The sequence below is a fragment of the Streptomyces sp. NPDC107546 genome (assembly GCF_055639175.1).
This window is the reverse complement of sequence record NZ_JBVKBA010000001.1, coordinates 97,183-116,166: the sequence shown is the minus strand read 5'-3', so window position 1 is coordinate 116,166 and position 18,984 is coordinate 97,183. Positions and strand designations below refer to the sequence as shown.

14 protein-coding genes, 1 pseudogene and 1 riboswitch are annotated in these 18,984 nt (G+C 71.6%); of the genes and pseudogenes, 6 read left to right on the top strand and 9 right to left on the bottom strand.

Going from position 1 to position 18,984, the window contains the following annotated elements; translation table 11 throughout:
* Window positions 1–31: 31 nt before the first annotated feature.
* The 3 genes and pseudogenes from ACZ7L1_RS00480 to sepH all read left to right on the top strand — a co-directional run.
* Window positions 32–280: pseudogene (locus tag ACZ7L1_RS00480) on the top strand (hypothetical protein); the annotation flags it as partial.
* Complete coding sequence (locus ACZ7L1_RS00475) at window positions 240–1,559, top strand: D-arabinono-1,4-lactone oxidase (RefSeq protein WP_471432980.1); 1,320 nt, start codon at window positions 240–242, stop codon at window positions 1,557–1,559. The pseudogene ACZ7L1_RS00480 and the gene ACZ7L1_RS00475, both read left to right, overlap by 41 nt.
* Before the next feature lie 629 nt (window positions 1,560–2,188).
* Window positions 2,189–3,226: a septation protein SepH gene (gene sepH / locus ACZ7L1_RS00470; RefSeq protein WP_471432979.1), complete on the top strand. Its 1,038-nt coding sequence runs from the start codon at window positions 2,189–2,191 to the stop codon at window positions 3,224–3,226.
* 67 nt (window positions 3,227–3,293) lie between these two features.
* Here the strand turns inward: sepH and ACZ7L1_RS00465 are convergent, their stop codons facing one another.
* Complete coding sequence (locus tag ACZ7L1_RS00465) at window positions 3,294–4,148, bottom strand: sulfurtransferase (RefSeq protein ID WP_471432978.1); 855 nt, start codon at window positions 4,146–4,148, stop codon at window positions 3,294–3,296.
* A gap of 324 nt (window positions 4,149–4,472) precedes the next feature.
* Between ACZ7L1_RS00465 and ACZ7L1_RS00460 the strand changes: the two genes are divergently transcribed.
* Window positions 4,473–5,288: a VOC family protein gene (locus ACZ7L1_RS00460; RefSeq protein ID WP_471432977.1), complete on the top strand. Its 816-nt coding sequence runs from the start codon at window positions 4,473–4,475 to the stop codon at window positions 5,286–5,288.
* Between the two features lie 19 nt (window positions 5,289–5,307).
* Here ACZ7L1_RS00460 and ACZ7L1_RS00455 read toward each other — a convergent pair whose 3' ends face one another.
* The 4 genes from ACZ7L1_RS00455 to ACZ7L1_RS00440 form a co-directional block, all read right to left on the bottom strand.
* On the bottom strand, window positions 5,308–5,958 hold the full coding sequence (locus ACZ7L1_RS00455) for a thymidine kinase (RefSeq protein WP_471432976.1): 651 nt from the start codon (window positions 5,956–5,958) through the stop codon (window positions 5,308–5,310).
* Between the two features lie 93 nt (window positions 5,959–6,051).
* Window positions 6,052–7,242 carry an alkaline phosphatase family protein gene (locus tag ACZ7L1_RS00450; protein WP_471432975.1) on the bottom strand — a complete coding sequence of 397 codons (1,191 nt, stop codon included), beginning with the start codon at window positions 7,240–7,242 and terminating at the stop codon, window positions 6,052–6,054.
* Window positions 7,242–7,829 carry a DUF5998 family protein gene (locus tag ACZ7L1_RS00445; protein ID WP_471432974.1) on the bottom strand — a complete coding sequence of 196 codons (588 nt, stop codon included), beginning with the start codon at window positions 7,827–7,829 and terminating at the stop codon, window positions 7,242–7,244. The genes ACZ7L1_RS00450 and ACZ7L1_RS00445 overlap by 1 nt, the downstream gene beginning before the upstream one ends.
* A 51-nt stretch (window positions 7,830–7,880) precedes the next feature.
* Window positions 7,881–10,694, bottom strand: a complete 2,814-nt coding sequence (locus ACZ7L1_RS00440) for a bifunctional acetate--CoA ligase family protein/GNAT family N-acetyltransferase (RefSeq protein WP_471432973.1) — start codon at window positions 10,692–10,694, stop codon at window positions 7,881–7,883.
* Window positions 10,695–10,848: 154 nt separating this feature from the next.
* Here ACZ7L1_RS00440 and ACZ7L1_RS00435 point away from each other — a divergent pair, with 154 nt between their 5' ends.
* Window positions 10,849–11,130, top strand: a complete 282-nt coding sequence (locus ACZ7L1_RS00435) for an HPr family phosphocarrier protein (RefSeq protein WP_234513693.1) — start codon at window positions 10,849–10,851, stop codon at window positions 11,128–11,130.
* 299 nt (window positions 11,131–11,429) lie between these two features.
* Here ACZ7L1_RS00435 and ACZ7L1_RS00430 read toward each other — a convergent pair whose 3' ends face one another.
* The 4 genes from ACZ7L1_RS00430 to ACZ7L1_RS00415 form a co-directional block, all read right to left on the bottom strand.
* Window positions 11,430–12,125 carry a GntR family transcriptional regulator gene (locus tag ACZ7L1_RS00430; protein ID WP_471432972.1) on the bottom strand — a complete coding sequence of 232 codons (696 nt, stop codon included), beginning with the start codon at window positions 12,123–12,125 and terminating at the stop codon, window positions 11,430–11,432.
* A 202-nt stretch (window positions 12,126–12,327) separates the two neighbouring features.
* Window positions 12,328–13,080, bottom strand: coding sequence for a M23 family metallopeptidase (locus ACZ7L1_RS00425; RefSeq protein ID WP_471432971.1), 753 nt, complete (start codon window positions 13,078–13,080; stop codon window positions 12,328–12,330).
* 12 nt (window positions 13,081–13,092) lie between these two features.
* A riboswitch (cyclic di-AMP (ydaO/yuaA leader) is annotated at window positions 13,093–13,243 on the bottom strand.
* A 224-nt stretch (window positions 13,244–13,467) separates the two neighbouring features.
* Window positions 13,468–14,856 carry a M16 family metallopeptidase gene (locus tag ACZ7L1_RS00420; protein WP_471432970.1) on the bottom strand — a complete coding sequence of 463 codons (1,389 nt, stop codon included), beginning with the start codon at window positions 14,854–14,856 and terminating at the stop codon, window positions 13,468–13,470.
* Window positions 14,853–16,217 carry a M16 family metallopeptidase gene (locus ACZ7L1_RS00415; protein WP_471432969.1) on the bottom strand — a complete coding sequence of 455 codons (1,365 nt, stop codon included), beginning with the start codon at window positions 16,215–16,217 and terminating at the stop codon, window positions 14,853–14,855. The genes ACZ7L1_RS00420 and ACZ7L1_RS00415 overlap by 4 nt, the downstream gene beginning before the upstream one ends.
* Before the next feature lie 310 nt (window positions 16,218–16,527).
* Between ACZ7L1_RS00415 and ACZ7L1_RS00410 the strand changes: the two genes are divergently transcribed.
* Window positions 16,528–18,984 (top strand): DNA gyrase/topoisomerase IV subunit A, encoded by a 2,457-nt coding sequence (locus tag ACZ7L1_RS00410; RefSeq protein WP_471432968.1) that lies wholly within the window; start codon window positions 16,528–16,530, stop codon window positions 18,982–18,984.

Sequence of the window (18,984 nt, the reverse complement as noted above, 5' to 3'; positions counted from 1 at the left end):
ATCCTGCCACCCACCACCGACACGAGGACCGGCCACCCGCCGCCGACGATTGCTGGGCGCATGTGCCGAGGCCGTGAGTATGATCCCCTTCCTACTGGTCGGAAACTTACTGTCTCCGACCATGGCGCTGTTCGTTGCGGGCCTGTCCGTCGCACCCCCGGTGATCACAACGGCCCTCGCCGAACGGCCGTACGGGCGTCACCGGCCGGGCAGGCCGGATCCGCGGCGGGGAGGGTCCCATGAGCACCACAGTGAGCGGGAAGAACGGCACGTGGCGTAACTGGGCGGGGAACGTCACCGCCCGGCCGGTACGGGCGGTCACCCCCGCCTCGGTCGAGGAGCTCTCCGCCGCCGTGCGGAAGGCGGCCGAGGACGGGCTCAGAGTGAAGGCCGTCGGCACCGGACACTCCTTCACGGCCACCGCCGCCACCGACGGCGTGTTGATCCGCCCGCACCTGCTGACCGGGATCCGTGGCATCGACCGTGCGGCCGGCACGGTCACCGTCGAGGCGGGCACTCCCCTCAAGAGACTCAACACGGCGCTCGCGCGTGAGGGACTGTCCCTCACGAACATGGGCGACATCATGGAGCAGACCGTCTCGGGCGCCATCAGCACCGGCACGCACGGCACCGGCCGGGACTCCGGCTCGATCGCCGCGCAGATCAAGGGGCTCGAACTGGTGACGGCGGACGGCTCGGTGCTCACCTGTTCGGAGCGGGAGACCCCGGACGTCTTCGCCGCCGCCCGCATCGGCCTGGGCGCACTCGGGATCATCACCGCGATCACCTTCGCGGTGGAGCCCCTCTTCCTGCTCACCGCGCGCGAAGAGCCGATGCCGTTCGAGAAGGTAACCGCCGAGTTCGACGAACTGTGGGCCGAGAACGAGCACTTCGAGTTCTACTGGTTCCCCCACACCGGGAACACGAACACCAAGCGCAACAACCGCAGCCTCGGCCCCCGTCGGCCGATCGGGCAGGTGAGCGGCTGGTTCGAGGACGAGTTCCTCTCCAACGGCGTCTTCCAGGTGGCCAACTGGGTCGGCCAAGCGGTGCCCGCCACGATCCCGGCGATCGCCCGGATATCGAGCCGCGCCCTGTCGGCCCGTACGTACACCGACATCCCCTACAAGGTTTTCACCTCCCCGCGCCGGGTGCGGTTCGTGGAGATGGAGTACGCCGTCCCGCGCGAGGCCCTGGTGGAGACGCTGCGCGAACTGAAGGCCATGGTCGACCGGTCGGACCTGCGCATCAGCTTCCCCGTCGAGGTGCGTACCGCCCCCGCCGACGACATCGCCCTGTCCACGGCGTCCGGCCGGGACAGCGCCTACGTCGCCGTACACATGTTCCGCGGGACGCCCTATCAGGCGTACTTCACCGCCGCCGAGCGCATCTTCACGGCTCACGAGGGGCGCCCGCACTGGGGCAAGGTGCACACACGCGACGCGGAGTACCTGGCCAAGGCCTACCCGCGCTTCGGCGAGTTCACCGCACTGAGGGACCGCCTCGACCCGGACCGGCGCTTCGGCAACGACCATCTGCGCCGGGTGCTGGGGGACTAGTGCTGTGGCCGGAAAGGTTTGCCGGAAAGCTCGCAGCGTCCGGTGCGGTGCGTCGCACGGCGGAGCGTCGCCCGCGTACCGGATGTACTCGGGCGATGCGACAACGCGGCGAGGTGCCGTGCCGGGCGTCGCGAGCCGGTGAACCTTTCCGGCCACAGCACTAGAGGCTTCGCCCGGCCGAAGCACGCGAGTTGAGGGACGCTCGGAGAGGCGACGACGCCCGAAGCGAATCGTTCCGTTTCTGCCGGTCGGATGAAGTACGCCACGTTTGCGGGCCACGAAAACGGCGCACCGGACGGCCAACTCGTACCCCTTGCCAGAACTTGGGCGGCGTGCCGATCCACGCGCGTGGCCCGAATGGAGTACTGTTGCGAGCCCTGGGTCCGGTCTCCCGCCAGGGTGTCCGGGGCCTTACTGGACCGCCGGGAGGGGGCTAGTTGCACAGGGTGACAGAGTTGGTCACTTTGCGTTGCGAATAGGTAACCGTGCCATAACGGCGATCCAGGGCCCGCGCCCGACACGCCGGGCAACTCGGCAAGGTTGTGGCAGGCTGCACCCGGGCAGGCCACACTCGACTAGCGGAAGCAGCGACGCACGTGACGTCGGCAGGCACCACCCGGGAGGTCCCCATGCCCGAACTGCGTGTCGTGGCCGTCTCCAATGACGGCACACGGCTGGTGCTGAAGGCTGCGGACAGCACGGAGTACACGCTTCCGATCGACGAACGGCTCCGCGCGGCCGTGCGTGGCGATCGTCCCCGCCTCGGCCAGATCGAGATCGAGGTGGAGAGCCATCTCCGCCCCCGCGACATCCAGGCCCGGATACGTGCCGGTGCCTCCGCGGAGGAGGTCGCCCAGCTCGCCGGTATCCCCGTCGACCGCGTGCGCCGCTTCGAGGGTCCCGTGCTGGCCGAGCGTGCCTTCATGGCCGAGCGGGCCCGCAAGACACCCGTGCGCCGGCCGGGCGAGAACACCGGCCCCCAACTCGGCGAGGCCGTCCAGGAGCGGCTGCTGCTGCGCGGCGCCGAGAAGGACACCGTCCAGTGGGACTCCTGGCGCCGTGACGACGGCACCTGGGAGGTGATCCTGGTCTACCGAGTGGCGGGCGAACCGCACTCGGCGACCTGGACCTACGACCCACCCCGCCGGCTCGTCCAGGCCGTCGACGACGAGGCGCGCGCGCTGATCGGCGAGTCCGACGACCTCGCGGCGCCCGAGCCGAGCTACCCCTTCGTGCCGCGGATCGCACGTCTGCCCCGCGAGGGCCGGCTCGACCGCGCCCCGGACCGGCAGACGGACCGTCCCGCACTGCCTTCGCAGGCGACCGAGCCGCCGGAAGAGAGCACCGGCGAGCGGGACTCGCTCACCAGCCTCCTGGAGGCGGTGCCGAGCTTCCGCGGCGACCTGGTGGTGCCCGAGCGCCCCGCCGAGGAGCCGGAGGAGCCCGTCCAGGAACCCGAGGCGGAGGAGCCTCCCGCGGCCTCGGCCTCGGCCGGATCCGCGTACGCGGACGTTCTCATGCCGCGCACGGTCGGCAGCCACCGCGACCGGCTGATCGGCGCGACGGACCGCCAGGCCGAGGCGGACGGTGTCCGCCCGGGCCGCAGAGCGGCGGTTCCGAGCTGGGACGAAATCGTGTTCGGTACGCGCCGCAAGAAGCAGGAGTAGCCGGACCGGAACACAGGCTCTGACGGGTGGGGTGTACGTCGAGGTGGCGTACACCCCACCGTCGCGCTCACTGCGGGTCGGGGCCCACCGCCACGGGGCGGTTGCCGTCCGACGACCACTCCGACCACGACCCCACGTACAGCGCGGCCGGGATGCCCGCGAGCGTCAGCGCCAGCACCTGCTGGGCCGCGGACACGCCCGAACCGCAGTACACGCCGACCTCGGCGCCCTCGGTGACCCCGAGCGCCTTGAACCGCTCGGCGAGTTCCTCCTGAGGCAGGAAGTGGCCGGTTTCGGTCAGGTTCTGCACCGTCGGCGCCGACACCGCGCCCGGAATGTGCCCGCCCACCGGGTCGATCGGCTCGACCTCGCCCCGGTAGCGCTCACCGGCCCGCGCGTCCAGGAGCAGCCCCGTCCGGGCGAGCGCCGCCGCGCCGTCCGCGTCGAGCAGCGGCAGCGCGCCCGGCGCGGGCCGGAAGTCGCCCGGCTCGGGCGCCGTTTCGCTCCCGGAGGCAAGGGGCCCCTCCCAGGCGGGCAGACCGCCGTCGAGCACCCGCACGTCCGGGTGACCCATGAAGCGCAGCAGCCACCACGCGCGTGCGGCGGCCCAGCCCTGCCCGCCGTCGTACACCACCACCGGCCGGTCCGAAAAGACGCCGGCGGCCCGCGTCGCCGCACCGAAACGCTCGATGTCGGGCAGCGGATGCCGACCGGCCGGCCCCGGCGGATCCGCGAGATCGGTGTCCAGGTCGACGAAGACGGCCCCCGGAATGTGCCCGGCCGCGTACTCGGCACGGCCGTCGAAGGGAGCGGCGCCGGCCGCCGTCGCGGTGCTCAGCTGCCAACGGATGTCCAGGAGCGTCGGCGGCCGCGCTCCCGCCAGTTCGCTCGCGAGTTCGGATGCGGAGATGATGGCCTTCATGGCCACCATCCTCGCGCACGGGGTGGCCTTCTCGCCCAGGTCCGACTACTCTGGTCCGCCGGACAGGTCCGATCACCCGCTGTACGGGATCGGACACATGCCGTAAAGCCGATGACCGCACACGGCGATCGAACCGCGAGGCACGACACCGTCCCATCGAGCCTCCTGGGGCCGGAAGGCGCTGCAGCGCACGGCGCGGCCGGAGCCCGTGGTGCGACCGGTGGTGCGACCATCGGCACGGACCGTGCACCTGCGCCCACCCGGCACAGGTGCAGGCGAGCGGAATCTGAACGGCCACCACGAAGGGCCGAGGAGAGAGTGACGATGATCGAGGCACCGGGGACGGCGGGCCTGACCGGCACGGCGCACGAGAGGCCGGCGCCCGGCGCACCGTGCTGGGTGAGTCTGATGGTGCACGGGATGGCCGCGACGCAGGAGTTCTACCGGGCGCTGTTCGGCTGGGAGTTCCGCCCGGGACCGCAACAACTCGGGCCCTATGTGCGGGCCGTGCTGCACGGCTACGAGGTGGCGGGCATCGGCCAGCTGCCGCCGGACCGCCATCTCCCGATCGCCTGGACGCCGTACCTCGGCTCGGACGACGTGGACGCGACCGCCGAGACGGTCCGCAGCTGCGGCGGCACGGTCGGGGTCGGCCCGCTGGACGCCGCCGAGGCGGGGCGCCTGGCGATCGCCTGCGACCCGATGGGCGCGGTGTTCGGCATCTGTCAGGCGGCCGAACACCTCGGCACGGGCCTGACGGGCGTCCCCGGCACTCCTGCCTGGAACGAGATGCTCACCTACGACACGGCGAGCGTCGCCCCTTTCTACCGGACGGTCTTCGGCTACGAGGAGCAGCCGGCGGCCGCCGTCGGCTCCGACTACCGCACCCTGCTCGTGGAGGGCCGTCCGGTCGCCGGCATCCACGGCGTCGGACACGCCCTGCCCCGCGACCGGGGCCCGCACTGGATGACGCACTTCCAGGTCGAGGACGCCGACGCGGCCGCCGAGCGGGTCATCGAGCTGGGCGGACACGTCGTGAGTCCGGCTCGCAGCACCGCCCTGGGCCGTATGGTCACGGTCGCGGACCCGGAGGGCGCGACGTTCTCGGTGGTGAGCCCGCTCGACCGAGCCGGCCCCTGAAGGGTGAATCGCCGGGGCGTCAGATGGACGGCACCGGCAGGACGTCCGGGGAGAGGGCCGCCGCGCGTGCGGCGGCCGCCGTCATACGGCGCCGGTGGTGGCGGCGGCACAGCACCTCGTAACCGATCTCGTCCGCCGACTGGGTCACGTCGCCCACGACGACCTGGGCGCCCTCGACCACCATCTCACCGCCCACCGTGCGGGCGTTGTGCGTCGCGCGGGCGCCGCACCAGCACAGCGCCTCCACCTGGAGGACCTCGACCCGGTCGGCCAGCTCCACCAGGCGCTGCGAGCCGGGGAAGAGCTTGGTGCGGAAATCGGTCGTGATGCCGAAGGCGTAGACGTCGACACCGAGGTCGTCGACCACGCGGGCCAGCTGGTCTATCTGCTCCGGCGCCAGGAACTGCGCCTCGTCCGCGATCACGTAGTCCGCTCGCCCGCCCTGGGAGAGGTGGTCGACGACGTGGGCGTACAGGTCCTGTCCGTCGCCCACCTCCACCGCGTCGGTGACCAGCCCGAGGCGGGAGGAGAGCTTGCCCTCGCCGGCCCGGTCGTCACGGGTGAAGATCATGCCCACGAGGCCGCGCGCGGAGCGGTTGTGTTCGATCTGGAGAGCCAGTGTCGACTTCCCGCAGTCCATGGTTCCGGAGAAGAACACCAGCTCGGGCATGGGTGATGGGGGCCTTTCGGGCGGGTCGGAGGGCATGGGGGGATCTTCAGGAGCGTACGGGGGGCGCGGGCACGCGCCACCCCCGGGTGGCGGTCAGGTGCGCACCTCCAGCAGGGGCACCAGCTGCTCCACGGCCGTCATCGAGCCGTGGTTGCCGACCATGGCCGATTCCTTCGGCTCCCGCTCGGAGGCGATGATCAGCACGTCGTCACGGGCCGCCGCGACCACGTCACCGATGCGCGCGTACACGCGGTCGTCGATGTGCGGGCCGAACCAGCCCGCCGCGATCGCCTCGTCCCGCGAGGCCACCCAGAACTGCTCACCGAGGACCTCGCGCCAGCAGGTCAGGACGTCGTTCTCGGCGCCCGGCAGCGCGTAGACGTGCCGTGCGCGCCCCTCGCCGCCGAGCAGGGCGACTCCGGCGCGCAGCTCCCAGTCCTCGTCGAAGTCGATGCGGTGCTGCTCGTCGAACGGGATGTCGATCATGCCGTGGTCGGCGGTCACGTAAAGGGCGGTGCGTGGCGGCAGCTGCTCGGCCAGGCGCTGGACCAGCCGGTCGACGTACATGAGCTGGCCGCGCCAGGCGTCGGATTCGACGCCGAATCGATGGCCGGCGCCGTCCAGCTCGGAGTAGTACGTGTACACCAAGGAACGCTCCCCGGCGGCCAGTTGCTCGGCAGCCAGGTCCATGCGGTCCTCACCGGTCAGCTTCCCGTGGAACGTTCCGCCACTGAGCGCGACCTTCGTCAGCGGGGTTTTCTCGAACGCAGGGGAGGACACCTGCGCGGTGTGCACACCGGCGTCGTGGGCCAGCTGGAAGACGGTGGGGTACGGCTGCCAGACCTGCGGCGCGGTCCACGGCTGCCAGCGCAGCTGGTTCATCAGCTCACCGGTGTCCGGGTTGCGCACCGTGTAGCCGGGCAGGCCGTGCGCGCCCGGAGGCAGGCCGGTGCCGACGGAGGCCAGCGAGGTCGCCGTGGTCGCCGGGTAGCCGGCGGTGATGGGCCGCCCGGTACCGCCGCGGGAGGACGCCAGGAGCGAGGTCATGAAGGGCGCCTCGTCGGGGTGCGCCTTCAGCTGCTCCCAGCCAAGCCCGTCGATCAGGAAGACGCAGTTGCGGTCGGCCGCGGCCAGCTCCGGTATGGCGGCATTCCGGCCGGGCACCCCCATGCCCGCCGCCAGGGTGGGCAGGAGATCGGCGAGCGAGCCCGAGCCGTACTCGGGGACGGGCGCGGAGCCGAGGGCCAGCGGCTCCGGGTGGTCGGCCCAGGCGGGGAGTGCCATCAGCGGGAGTCGTCCGCGGTCGCCTCGGAGAGGGCCTGCGCGAAGGCGAGCGCCTGGCGCACCGTCTCCGGGCCGTCCCCGGCCTCGCTGACGCGCAGGCTCAGGTCGTCCGCCGTCGAGCTGCCCGTGTAGCCGTGGTCGGCCTCGCAGTTGGGGTCGCCGCAGGCGGCGGGCTCCAGGTCGATACGGGAGACGGCGCCCCAGCCGATGGTCAGGACGACCTCGCGGGGCAGCGTGCCCGGTGTGTACGACTCCGGGTTGGCGACGACGCGGCTGAGAACGACCGAGGCGATCCGGCCGAGCTTCACGGATTCCGTGGAGGTCGTCGCGTACGGCGTCGGGGAGGTGTCGTCCGCGGCCTGTTCGTCGGTGTGACTGACGATGAAGCGGGTGCCGGTGAGGACCAGCACGGTCACGTGCCGACGCACCTCGTTGGCGTCGAAGGTGGTCTCCTGGTGGACCAGGTACGACCGGATGGGCTCGCCGCCCACCGCGGCTTCCACCGCCTCGGCCACGAGCGCCGGGTAGTAGCCGCTGCGCTCGATCGCCGTGCGCAGCCCCTGGGTCGTCGTACTGGTCTTGGCCATGCCGTCCATCCTACGGGGGCGCACTGACTGCGAGGCACCGCTCGCCGCCGCTCAGTACACCGGGAGCCTGCGCGGGCCGAGGTCGTCCCGGGCGGGTGGGGGCGCCAGCCGGACGGTGGCGCCGAGCACGCTGAGGCCGCGCGGGGCGACCACGACGGGCTCCAGGGTGACCGCGACGACCTCCGGATGGTCGTCGACCAGCCGTGACACGCGCAGCATCAGCTCTTCGAGGGCGGGCGTGTCCACGGGATCGGAGCCGCGCCAGCCGAACAGGAGCGGGGCCGTCCGGATCGACCGGACCAGGGAGGTGGCGTCGCGGTCGGTGACCGGAATCAGTCGGTGCGCCATGTCGTCGAGCAGCTGGGAGGCGGCCCCGGCGAGCCCGAACGACAGGACGGCCCCGGCCGCGGGATCGATGACGGTCCGTACGAAGGTGTCGACGCCACGTGGCGCCATGCCCTGCACGACCGGCCGCAGTTCCTCCGGCTTGCCGAACAGGGACGTCAACTCGGCGTACGCCCGCCGCAGTTGCTCCTCGTCCGCCAGGTCGAGGCGTACGCCGCCCAGGTCGGCGCGGTGGCGCAGGTGCGGGGCGGTGGCCTTGAGGGCCACCGGGTAGCCGATCGCGCGGGCGGCCTCGAGAGCGGCCTCCGGGGTCGGAGCGGGCAGCGCCCGGCGGACGTGGATGCCGTAGCGCGCCAGCAGGTCACAGGTGTCGTCCGTGCCGAGTGTGAGCCCCTGGCCGCGCGCGAGCAGGCCGTCGATCAGCTGGGCGGCGCCCTTCTCGTCGATGTCGTCGAACTCGGGCACCTTGCCGGGCTCGGCGGCCTCCCGCCGCCACTGCGCGTACTTGACGGCTTCGGCGAGGGCCCGGACCGCGCGCTCGGCGGCGGGGTAGGCGGGGATGAGGCGGGAGTTTGGTGGCGCCTCGGCCGCGGGCGGCGGTACCGCGTCCGCGACCTCGGTGTGCAGTCGTCCCGCGGTGCCGGCCTTCGGACCCGTACTCGCGGCGGCAGACAGGGCCTCTGCCAGCCCGCCCAGCTCCACGTGCACCACCAGCACGGGCTTCGCGGGAGCCGCCGCGGCGGCCGACCTCAACGCCTCGGCCAACTCCGCGTCCCTGGGCGACGTCTCCCCCACCGCCGGTATCGCCGTCACGACAACGGCATCACAGGAGTCGTCGGCCAGCGCGCCGACCAGCGCCCGGTGAAAGTCCTCGGCCGACGCCTCCGTCGTGAGATCGAGCGGCGGCGAGGGCCGCAGGCCCTCCGTGAGGCACGCGTCGTACGTCAGCAGCCCCAGCGACTCGGAGTTCCCGAGGATCGCCACCCTGGGCCCCGCGGGCAGCGGCTGGCGGGCCAGCAGCAGGCCCGCGTCCACCAGCTCCGTGATCGTGTCCACCCGGATCACGCCGGCCTGCCGCAGCAGCGCGGACACCGTGGCGTGCGGCAGGCGTGTGGCCCGGACCGCGTGCCCCTGGGGCGCGCCCCCGTGCCGCGCGCCCTGCACCACCACGAGTGGCTTGGACGCCGCCGTGCGCCGCGCGAGCCGGTTGAACTTGCGGGGGTTGCCGATGGTCTCCAGATACATCAGGGCGACGTCGGTGTCAGGGTCGTCGTACCAGTACTGGAGGACGTCGTTGCCGGACACGTCCGCCCGGTTCCCGGAGGAGACGAAGGTCGAGACACCCGTGACGCCGGTCACACCTCCGCCGCGCCGGTGCAGCCGTGACAGCAGGGCGATCCCGATGGCGCCAGACTGGGCGAACAGTCCTATGCGCCCGGGGCGGGGCATCTGGGGGGCGAGGGAGGCGTTGAGCCGGACCTGCGGCGAGGTGTTGATGATCCCGAAGGCGTTCGGCCCGATGATCCGCATGCCGTACGACCGCGCCTGCCGCACCAGCTCCCGCTGCCGCTCCCGCCCCTCGGGCCCACTCTCGGCGTAGCCGGCGGAGACCACCACGAGCCCCTGCACCCCGTGCTCGCCGCACTCGGTGACGACCTCGGGGACGTGCTCGGCGGGCACGGCCACCACGGCGACGTCGACCGGCTCGGAGATGTCGCGGACCGAGCGGTGGGCGGGGATGCCCTCGAGCTCCTTGCGGTCCGCGGCGAACGCCCGGTTCACCGCGTACAGGCGGCCGGTGTACCCGCCGTACCTGAGGTGGTCGAGAACGCTGCGGCCCACTCCCCCGGGCGTGCGGCCGGCGCCGATCACGGCGACCGCCCCGGGTGCGAGCAGCCGCTGCACGGACCGCGCCTCGGCCCGCTGTTCCCGGGCGCGCTGGACGGCCAGCGACCGGTCGGTGGGCTCCAGATCGAACTCCAGGCGTACGACACCGTCCTCGAAGCTGCGCTTCTGCTGGTACCCGGCGTCCGTGAACACCTTGATCATCCTGGTGTTGGCGGGCAGCACCTCGGCGGCGAACCGGCGGATGCCTCGCTCCCTGGCCACCGCCGCGATGTGTTCGAGGAGGGCGGAGGCGACGCCGCGCCCCTGGTGCGCGTCCTGCACGAGGAAGGCGACCTCGGCCTCGTCGGCGGGCGCGGAGGCGGGCAGGCCGTCGGTACCGATGCGGTCATAGCGTACGGTTGCGATGAACTCGCCGCCGACCGTGGCCGCGAGTCCCACCCTGTCCACAAAGTCGTGGTGCGTGAAGCGGTGGACGTCCTTGGCGGACAGGCGCGGGTACGGCGCGAAGAAGCGGTAGTACTTCGACTCGTCCGAGACCTGCTCGTAGAAGCTGACGAGGCGCTCGGCGTCATCGACGGTGATGGGCCTGATGCGCGCGGTGCCGCCGTCGCGCAGCACCACGTCGGCCTCCCAGTGGGCGGGGTACTCGTGCCGGTCCGACGTGGTCTGCATGGGCCCCAGAGTAAGGCTCGCGTCCGCAGGCGGCGCGAGGCAGGCTGAGGGGATCGGTCCCGGCCCGCCGAGGACGGACGGTGCCCTTCCGGGCACGCTTCACCTATGGAACACTGGTCTAGACAACCCTGATACACCTGAAGGGCAGCAACACATGGCTGAGCGCCGCGTCAACGTCGGCTGGGCCGAGGGTCTCCACGCCCGCCCCGCCTCCATCTTCGTCCGGGCAGCCACGGCCTCCGGCATTCCGGTGACGATCGCCAAGGCGGGCGGCAACCCCGTCAACGCCGCATCCATGCTGGCGGTTCTGGGCCTCGGCGCCCAGGGCGGCGAGGAGATCGTCCTGGCCTCCGACGCGGAGGGCGCGGACGCCGCGCTCGACCGCCTGGCCAAGCTGGTCGCCGAGGGCCTCGAGGAACTCCCCGAGACCGTCTGACCCTTCGGGCAGCAGCACCCTGCTTCAGCCGCGCCGCCGTCATGGCGGCGCGGCTTTTGTCGTGCCGGGCAAGCTCCCGTCGAAAGACGGCGAGGCCGGCGAGGAATGCGGTCCCGGGGCAGGGAACGGCGAGGAACGGAGCACGCAATAAATCGGCGCACGGTGTTGCCCCTCGGCACGAATAAAGTCGCACAGGGCACACCGAAACGGCGCACGTCTAATTTATGGACGCACGCGAAAAACAGACAGCCGAAAACAGGGCTTCAACCGGATATTCCTCTTTGTATACGGTGCTCGTGTTAATGCCGGAGCGCCGACATGTTTACGTGGTGTTGCGAAGTCCTCACACGGTCCGCGTGGTCCGTCCCGCCGGGAAAGCGGAGCCGGTGCGCGGCCGTGGAGCGTTCCGCGTGCAGCGCGGTGATCGCCCGCGCCCGCTCGCCGTCCCCGCGCGCGACGGCGTCCACGATGCCGCCGTGCTCGGCCCAGGACTCCACGGGGCTGACCGGCGCGTCGACCGCGTACATCCATGTGATCTTGTGCCGCAGCTGGGCCAGCGTCGAGGTAAGCGCGGGGCTCCCGCAGGCCTGCGCCAGCGTCTCGTGGAACCAGCCGCCCAGGGAGCGCAGATCCTCGCTCTGGCCCCTCCTGGCCCGCTCCTGGCCCAGTCGGACCAGGCCGCGCAGCACCTTGAGGTGGGCCTCGGTACGCCGCTGCGCGGCCCGCGCGGCCCCGAGCGGCTCCAGCAGCATCCGCATCTCCAGCAGGTCGGCGGCCTCCTGCTCGGTGGGTTCCGCCACGCACGCGCCCGCGTGCCGGCGGGTGACGACGAAGCCCTCGGCCTCCAGGGTGCGCAACGCCTCGCGCACGGGGACGCGGGAGACGCCGTAGCGGCGCGCGAGGACTTCCTCGGTGAGCCGGCTGCCGCGCTCGTAGACACCCGCGACGATGTCATCACGGATCGCCGTGCAGACCGAGTGCGCCGGAATACGCATGACCGACCTCCGCCTTAATCCCCGTGAAACGCACGCGATTGACGTGTGTTCAACCGACTCTATTGCAGCGGGCCGGAATTTCCGACGGCGGGTCGGAATCCAGGGATATTTTTTGGACACGCAACGTTCGAAAGCCGACGACGGCCCCGGCTGATCAGCCGGGGCCGTCGGGTGCGGGCGCGCGGGTCGCGGGCGCCGGCCGTCAGACGTTCACGCCGTGCGAGCGCAGGTAGGCGACGGGGTCGATGTCCGAGCCGTACTCCGGAGTGGTACGGGCCTCGAAGTGCAGGTGCGGCCCCGTGGTGTTGCCGGTGGACCCGGAGAGGGCTATCTGCTGGCCGGGGGTGACCCGCTGCCCCACGGAGACGCCGATGGACGACAGGTGGCCGTACTGGGTGTAGGTACCGTCGTTCATCCTGATGACGATCTGGTTGCCGTACGCGCCGCCCCAGCCTGTCTGGACGACGGTACCGGCGCCGACGGCGTGCACGGGCGTGCCCGTGGCGGCGTGGAAGTCGATGCCCGTGTGGGAGCCGGAGGACCACAGGGAGCCGCCGGTCTTGTAACCGGTGGACACGAAGGAGTCGGAGATCGGCGGCACGAACATGTTGAGACGCCTGCGCTCGGCCTCGCGCGCGGCCCGCTCCTTGGCCTCGCGCTCCTGGCGGGCCTTCTCGGCGGCCTTCCTGCGCGCGGCCTCCTCGGCCTGCTTCTGTTCGGCGGCCTGCTTCTGGGCGGCGGCCTGTGCGTCGATCTTCTCGGCGACCGAGTCACCGAGGGTGACGGCCTGGAGCAGCCCGGTCTGCTCGACGGGGGCGCCGGCGGCGAGGGCCGGGGCGGCGAGGGTGCCGATGACACCGGTGGCGGTGAGCGCTGCCACGCCGACGGCGTTCGCAGTCGTACGCTTCACACGGCTCGGGCGACGGTGCTTCCCGGTGGCGCAGGTGAACGCCATGAAGTGGCTGGTCCTTTCCTTCCCTCTCGCCTACCGGGTTAGCTGACGGGTTCGGAGCAGGAAGGTCTCCTACGGGCTCGCGCCCGATTCACCCCAGGGACTGTGGTTTTGGGTCCCCGGCTCCCCTGGCTCGCGCCGTACGGGGACTCGGCGATGACTGTCCGGTGCCGCGGGTGCGGCGCACTGCCTGACGGACAGCCCGAATGACGCTAAGGGGACCGTCTTTCAATCAGCAAACGCAGGAGGGGGTTTGTAGCGCATCCCACAGGGCAGAGAGGCAACCTCTGTGGCAATACGGACAAACTCGCCAACGGGTGGGGCCCTGGTGACACGGAAAGTCACCAGGGCCCCGGGAGAGGCGCGGCGCACGCGCGCGTACGGTGCGCTCTACTCGGCGGCGACGACGCTCACTTCGCCGATGCCGAGCGCCTCGACGGGCTCCTTGATCTGCGCGGCGTCGCCCACCAGCACGGTGACCAGACGGTCCACGGGGAAGGCGTTCACCACCGCCGCGGTGGCCTCCACCGTGCCCGTGGCGGCCAGCTGCTGATACAGCGTCGACTGGTAGTCGTCCGGCAGGTGCTGCTCGACCTGGTCGGCGAGCGTGCTCGCGACGGCCGCCGCCGTCTCGAACTTCAGCGGTGCCACCCCCACCAGGTTCTGTACGGCGACGTCGCGCTCGGCGTCCGTCAGGCCCTCGGCGGCGAGGGTGCGCAGCACCTTCCACAGGTCGTCGAGCGCCGGGCCGGTGTTCGGCGTGTCGACGGAGCCGCTGATGGCGAGCATCGCGGCGCCCGTGCCGTCGGGCGCGGAGCGCAGCACCTGCCCGAAGGCCCGCACCCCGTAGGTGTAGCCCTTCTCCTCGCGCAGGACGCGGTCCAGGCGGGAGGTGAGGGTGCCGCCGAGGCAGTACGTGCCGAGCACCTGGGCGGGCCACACGCGGTCGTGACGGTCGGGCCCGACACGGCCGATGAGCAGCTGCGTCTGGACGGCGCCCGGACGGTCCACGATGATCACGCGGCCGGTGTCGTCGGCGGTCACCGGGGGCACCGGGCGCGGCTTGACGGGCTCCCCCGCCCAGGCGCCGAGGGTGTCGCCGAGGAGCTCGTCGAGATCGATCCCGGTGAGGTCGCCGACCACGACCGCGGTGGACGTCGCGGGGCGCACATACCGCTCGTAGAAGGCACGGACGGCCGCGGCGTCGATGGTCGCGACCGTCTCCTCGGTGCCCTGACGCGGGCGTGACATGCGCGAGGACGCCGGGAACAGCTCCTTGGAGAGCTCCTTGGCGGCGCGGCGGGCCGGGTTGGCCATCTCGTGCGGGATCTCGTCGAGGCGGTTGCGGACCAGGCGCTCCACCTCACTGTCCGCGAATGCCGGCGACCTCAGTGCGTCGGCGAGCAGTCCGAGCGCCTTGGGGAGGCGGGAGACCGGAACCTCCAGGGACAGGCGGACGCCGGGGTGGTCGGCGTGCGAGTCGAGGGTGGCGCCGCAGCGCTCCAGCTCGGCGGCGAACTCCTCGGCGGAGTGCTTGTCGGTGCCCTCGGAGAAGGCGCGCGCCATGATCGTGGCGACACCGTCGAGGCCGGCCGGCTCGGCGTCCAGGGGGGCGCCGAGGAGCACCTCGACGGCGACGACCTGCTGGCCGGGACGGTGACAGCGCAGCACGGTCAGGCCGTTGTCGAGCGTGCCGCGCTCGGGCGCCGGGAACGCCCAGGGCCGGGCCTCGCCGGGCTGGGGCTGCGGGTGGAACTCCATGGTCGCGAGCTCGCTCACTTCGCCGACTCCTCGGTCTCGTCGGTGGTCTCGGCTGCTTCCGGGGTCTCGGCCTCGGCCCCGACCGGTTCGTACACGAGCACCGCGCGGTTGTCGGGGCGCAGGCGGGCCTGGGCGATCTCCTGCACCTCCTCGGCGGTGACCTCGAGCACGCGCTTGACGGCGGTCAGGGCGAGCTGGGGGTCGCCGAACAGCACGGCGTACCGGCACAGTTCGTCGGCGCGGCCCGCGACCGTGCCGAGCCGGTCCAGCCACTCGCGCTCCAACTGGGCCTGGGCGCGCTCCATTTCCTCGGCCGTCGGGCCCCGCTCGGCGAACCGGGCGAGTTCCTCGTCGATGGCGGCCTCGATGACGGGCACCTCGACGTCACCGGAGGTCTTCACGTCCAGCCACCCGAGCGAAGGCGCACCGGCGAGCCGTAGCAGGCCGAACCCGGCGGCGACGGCGGTGCGGTCACGACGCACGAGCCGGTTGTACAGGCGGGAGGACTCGCCGCCGCCGAGGATCGTGAGCGCCAGGTCGGCCGCGTCGCACGCGCGCGTACCGTCGTGCGGCAGCCGGTAGGCGGCCATCAGGGCGCGCGCCGGAACCTCCTCCTCGACGACCTCGCGCAGCTGCTCGCCGATGGTCTCGGGCAGCGAGCCGTCGCGCGGCTCGGGCTTGCCGTCGTGGGACGGGATGGACCCGAAGTACTTCTCGACCCAGGCGAGGGTCTGCTGGGGGTCGATGTCGCCGACGACGGACAGCACCGCGTTGTTCGGCGCGTAGTAGGTGCGGAAGAACGCGCGCGCGTCCTCCAGGGTCGCCGCGTCCAGGTCGGCCATCGACCCGATCGGCGTGTGGTGGTAAGGGTGGCCCTCCGGGTAGGCGAGCGCGGTCAGCCTCTCGAAGGCGGTGCCGTAGGGGACGTTGTCGTAACGCTGGCGGCGCTCGTTCTTCACGACGTCCCGCTGGTTCTCCATGGACTCGTCGTCGAGCGCGGCGAGCAGGGAGCCCATGCGGTCGGCCTCCAGCCAGAGGGCGAGCTCCAGCTGGTGGGCGGGCATGGTCTCGAAGTAGTTGGTGCGCTCGAAGCTGGTGGTGCCGTTGAGCGAGCCACCCGCTCCCTGCACCAGCTCGAAGTGGCCGTTGCCCTTGACCTGGGCGGAGCCCTGGAACATCAGATGCTCGAAGAGGTGGGCGAGACCCGTGCGCCCCTGAACCTCGTGCCGGGAGCCGACGTCGTACCAGAGGCACACCGCCGCGACCGGGGTCAGGTGGTCCTCGGAGAGCACCACGCGCAGACCGTTGGCCAGGCGGTGCTCGGTCGCTGTCAGGCCCCCGGAGCCTGCCTCGGCTGTGGCCGTGTGACCCATGGGCATGTACGTCCCTTCGATCGCGGAAGCTGTCGCGGAAAACCCGCGGTTTCCTGCCGGTGCTGTCACTGTATGCAAGCGTGCCGACCGGTGGCGAAGTTCCCGGGCGGCGTACGCCGAGAGCGAGACCATGATTACGTGGGGTGGGGGACGCTCACCGTTGACGCGTCGGAGGCGGGACGGTCGTGATCGCCGTCGGGCCGGTTCACCGGCCCCGCGGAAGGGCCCCGGTCCCCGTTGTCGGTGCGGCGGTCCACAATGGTCGGCGTCAGATTCGTTTCCATGCCCAGCACAGACGGTGAAGGAGCCGGCAGCGATGGCCCGCCGCAGCACGAAGACCCCGCCACCCGACGACTCGTACGAGGAGAGGATCCTCGACATCGACGTCGTGGACGAGATGCAGGGCTCCTTCCTCGAGTACGCGTACTCGGTCATCTACTCAAGGGCCTTGCCGGACGCCCGGGACGGCCTCAAGCCGGTGCACCGGCGGATCGTCTACCAGATGAACGAGATGGGCCTGCGCCCCGACCGCGGCTATGTGAAGTGCGCCCGCGTCGTCGGCGAGGTCATGGGTAAGTTGCACCCGCACGGCGACGCGTCGATCTACGACGCCCTGGTGCGCATGGCCCAGCCGTTCTCGATGCGCGTGCCGCTGGTCGACGGCCACGGCAACTTCGGCTCGCTGGGCAACGACGACCCGCCGGCCGCCATGCGGTACACCGAGTGCCGCATGGCCGAGGCCACGAGTCTGATGACCGAGTCGATCGACGAGGACACGGTCGACTTCGCGCCCAACTACGACGGCCAGGAGCAGGAGCCGGTGGCCCTGCCCGCCGCCTTCCCGAACCTGCTGGTGAACGGCTCGTCGGGCATCGCGGTCGGCATGGCGACCAACATGCCGCCGCACAACCTGCGTGAGGTGATCGCGGCCGCCCGCCATCTGATCAGGTATCCGAACGCGGACCTGGACGCGCTGATGAAGCACGTCCCGGGCCCGGACCTGCCCACCGGCGGCCGGATCGTGGGGCTGCCCGGGATCCGCGACGCGTACGAGACGGGCCGCGGCACCTTCAGGATCCGGGCCACGGTCTCCGTGGAGAACGTGACGGCGCGCCGCAAGGGCCTCGTCGTCACCGAGCTGCCCTTCACGATCGGCCCGGAGAAGGTGATCGCCAAGATCAAGGACCTGGTGGGTTCGAAGAAGCTCCAGGGCATCGCCGACGTCAAGGACCTCACCGACCGGGCGCACGGCCTGCGCCTGGTCATCGAGATCAAGAACGGCTTCGTGCCGGAGGCGGTCCTGGAGCAGCTCTACAAGCTGACGCCGATGGAGGAGTCCTTCGGCATCAACAACGTGGCCCTGGTCGACGGCCAGCCGCTGACGCTGGGCCTCAAGGAGCTCCTCGAGGTCTACCTGGACCACCGCTTCGACGTGGTCCGCCGCCGCTCGGAGTTCCGCCGCGGCAAGAAGCGTGACCGTCTGCACCTGGTCGAGGGCCTGCTGACCGCGCTCGTGGACATCGACGAGGTCATCCGTCTGATCCGCTCCAGCGACAACTCCGCGCAGGCCAAGGAGCGCCTGATGGAGCGCTTCTCGCTGAGCGAGATCCAGACGCAGTACATCCTCGACACGCCGCTGCGCCGTCTGACGAAGTACGACCGCATCGAACTGGAGGCGGAGAAGGACCGGCTCAACACCGAGATCGAGGAGCTGACCCGGATCCTGGAGTCGGACGCGGAGCTGCGCAAGCTGGTCTCCGACGAACTGGCCGCGGTGGCCAAGAAGTTCGGCACCGACCGGCGCACGGTACTGCTGGAGTCCTCCGGTGCCCCCGCCCCGACGGTGCCGCTGCAGGTCGAGGACGCCCCGTGCCGGGTGCTGCTGTCGTCGACGGGCCTGCTGGCGCGTACGGCCAACAACGACCCGTTCGCGGAGGACGCCGACGGCAGGCGTGCCAAGCACGATGTGATCGTCTCGGTCGTCCCGGCGACGGCGCGCGGTGAGGTGGGCGTGGTGACGTCCGCCGGCCGGCTGCTGCGGGTGAACGTGATCGACCTTCCGCAGCTGCCGGAGACGGCGACGCGGGCGAGCCTGTCCGGGGGTGCGCCGGTCTCGGAGTTCGTCTCCCTGACGGAGAACGAGACGGTGGTGTGCCTGACGACGCTGGACGAGTCCTCCCAGGGACTCGCGCTCGGCACGGAACAGGGCGTGGTCAAGCGCGTGGTCCCCGACTACCCGGCGAACAGGGAGGAGTTGGAGGTCATCACGCTCAGGGAGGGCGACCGGATCGTCGGCGCGGTCGAGCTGCGCACGGGCGAGGAGGACCTGGTCTTCATCACGGACGACGCCCAACTGCTGCGCTACCCCGCCTCCCAGGTCCGCCCGCAGGGCCGTCCGGCGGGCGGCATGGCGGGCATCAAGCTGACCGAGGGCGCCAAGGTGATCTCGTTCACGGCGGTGGACCCGGCGGTCGACGCGGTGGTCTTCACGGTCGCCGGCTCGCGCGGCACGCTGGACGACTCGGTGCAGACCACGGCCAAGATGACGCCGTTCGACCAGTACCCGCGCAAGGGCCGCGCCACGGGTGGCGTGCGCTGCCAGCGGTTCCTGAAGGGCGAGGACTGCCTGTCGTTCGCGTGGGCGGGCGCTACCCCGGCTCGGGCGGCGCAGAAGAACGGCACGCCGGCCGAGCTGCCCGAGATCGACCCGCGGCGCGACGGCTCGGGCGTGTCGCTGCCGAAGACGGTGGCGGCGGTGGCGGGACCGGTGTAG

Bases quoted from the DNA above. Each gene is read 5' to 3' on its own strand.
- ACZ7L1_RS00475 (WP_471432980.1), top strand. From the start codon at position 240: ATGAGCACCACAGTGAGCGGGAAGAACGGCACGTGGCGTAACTGGGCG.
- sepH (WP_471432979.1), top strand. From the start codon at position 2,189: ATGCCCGAACTGCGTGTCGTGGCCGTCTCCAATGACGGCACACGGCTG.
- ACZ7L1_RS00465 (WP_471432978.1), bottom strand. From the start codon at position 4,148: ATGAAGGCCATCATCTCCGCATCCGAACTCGCGAGCGAACTGGCGGGA.
- ACZ7L1_RS00460 (WP_471432977.1), top strand. From the start codon at position 4,473: ATGATCGAGGCACCGGGGACGGCGGGCCTGACCGGCACGGCGCACGAG.
- ACZ7L1_RS00455 (WP_471432976.1), bottom strand. From the start codon at position 5,958: ATGCCCGAGCTGGTGTTCTTCTCCGGAACCATGGACTGCGGGAAGTCG.
- ACZ7L1_RS00450 (WP_471432975.1), bottom strand. From the start codon at position 7,242: ATGGCACTCCCCGCCTGGGCCGACCACCCGGAGCCGCTGGCCCTCGGC.
- ACZ7L1_RS00445 (WP_471432974.1), bottom strand. From the start codon at position 7,829: ATGGCCAAGACCAGTACGACGACCCAGGGGCTGCGCACGGCGATCGAG.
- ACZ7L1_RS00440 (WP_471432973.1), bottom strand. From the start codon at position 10,694: ATGCAGACCACGTCGGACCGGCACGAGTACCCCGCCCACTGGGAGGCC.
- ACZ7L1_RS00435 (WP_234513693.1), top strand. From the start codon at position 10,849: ATGGCTGAGCGCCGCGTCAACGTCGGCTGGGCCGAGGGTCTCCACGCC.
- ACZ7L1_RS00430 (WP_471432972.1), bottom strand. From the start codon at position 12,125: ATGCGTATTCCGGCGCACTCGGTCTGCACGGCGATCCGTGATGACATC.
- ACZ7L1_RS00425 (WP_471432971.1), bottom strand. From the start codon at position 13,080: ATGGCGTTCACCTGCGCCACCGGGAAGCACCGTCGCCCGAGCCGTGTG.
- ACZ7L1_RS00415 (WP_471432969.1), bottom strand. From the start codon at position 16,217: ATGCCCATGGGTCACACGGCCACAGCCGAGGCAGGCTCCGGGGGCCTG.
- ACZ7L1_RS00410 (WP_471432968.1), top strand. From the start codon at position 16,528: ATGGCCCGCCGCAGCACGAAGACCCCGCCACCCGACGACTCGTACGAG.